The sequence below is a fragment of the Micromonospora sp. M51 genome (assembly GCF_018070305.1).
Taxonomy (GTDB): domain Bacteria; phylum Actinomycetota; class Actinomycetes; order Mycobacteriales; family Micromonosporaceae; genus Micromonospora; species Micromonospora parva.
On the sequence record NZ_JAGPXZ010001143.1, the window covers coordinates 1 to 1,317 of the forward strand.

Annotated in this window: 2 protein-coding genes; one reads left to right on the plus strand and one right to left on the minus strand. The window is 70.2% G+C overall.

The features are described from left to right. A partial coding sequence (locus tag KBX53_RS33180) for a stealth conserved region 3 domain-containing protein (RefSeq protein WP_210863809.1) occupies positions 1 to 551 on the plus strand: 551 nt, incomplete at its 5' end. A 79-nt stretch (positions 552 to 630) separates the two neighbouring features. Here the strand turns inward: KBX53_RS33180 and KBX53_RS33185 are convergent. Continuing rightward, a complete protein-coding gene (locus KBX53_RS33185; RefSeq protein WP_210863810.1) occupies positions 631 to 1,278 on the minus strand; it encodes a hypothetical protein in 648 nt (215 codons plus the stop codon). Positions 1,279 to 1,317: the final 39 nt, after the last annotated feature.

Below are 1,317 nucleotides of genomic sequence, written 5' to 3' on the forward strand. Positions count from 1 at the left end.
GCACCGAGGTGCTGCCCCAGGACTTCTTCCTGGCCAACGGCATCTCCCGGTTCTTCCCCTCGCCGGCGCTGGTGCCGCCGGGGCCACCCACCGCCGGGGACATCCCGTCCTCGGCGGCCGGGAAGAACAACCGCGCGTTGATCGCGGAGCGGTTCGGCACCGTACTGACCCAGAAGATGAAGCACATGCCGCACGCGCTGCGGCGCAGCGTGCTCCAGGAGATCGAGCAGACGTTCCCGCAGCAGTACCGGCGGACCGCGGCGAGTCAGTTCCGCAGCATGGACGACCTGTCGATCGCCTCGTCGCTGCATCACTACTACGCCTTCCACACCGGACGCGCGGCACCGGGGGACCTGCGGTACACCATCGCCGAGCTGTCCCACCCGGACACACCCGCCCGGTTGGCGCACCTGCTCGCCCGCCGGGACCGGCAGGTGTTCTGCCTCAACGACGCGTTCTCCGTCGAGGAGGACCTCGACGCGCAGATGGCGTTGCTCATCCCGTTCCTCGAGACGTACTTCCCGGTGCCGAGCCCGTGGGAACGGGCCTGACCCACCCCCGGACACGACGGTGGCCGGTCGCGCCCTCCCCGGCGACGACCGACCACCGTGCCCTCGCGGGCGGTCAGGCTCAGTACGAGTAGCCCGAACCCCCGGCGTCGTTGGAGCCGCTGTCCGACGGCGGCGCGACCGCCTTCGGGGTGCCCTTGGGCAGGCAGCTCAGGTTCTTCTTGCCGTCCGGCTGGACCACGAACCAGGTGCCACCGACAGCCTGGCCCTTCCACTGGCCGGGCTTCTTGTCACCGATGTAGCGGTAGACCGGCCAGCCGCCGACGGTGAGCTGACGGGTGCCGTCCTGCCGGGTCACGCTGCCGACCTTGTCGTCGGAGACGCCGGTGAGCTCCGGGTTGCCGTCGGTCAGTGCCGGGGGCCACACCTCGGCGCACTTGTCGACACAGTTCGACGACGGCGGGTCGGCGGTGTCCTTGTCGAAGCGGTACAGGATCCAGCCGTCCTGGTCGGTGACCACCTTGCCCATCCGGGCGACGCTCTTACCGACCAACTTCTCGGTCAGGTCGACGTCCGCGGGCGGCGCGTCGGCGGCCGGCACCTCCGCGGACGCCGACACCTCGGGTTCAACCGTCGCGGTGGGCTCGGCCGCGGCGACGGCGACCGGCTCCGCCGCGCTCGAGTTCGCGGGGTCGTAACCCGCGGGAGCGCAGGCCGTTAGTGCGACCATCGCGCTCGCGACGATGACGGTCCGCTTCATCTGTGCCACGTGCCCTCCTCATTCTTGACAGTTCACCCATAGGTACGG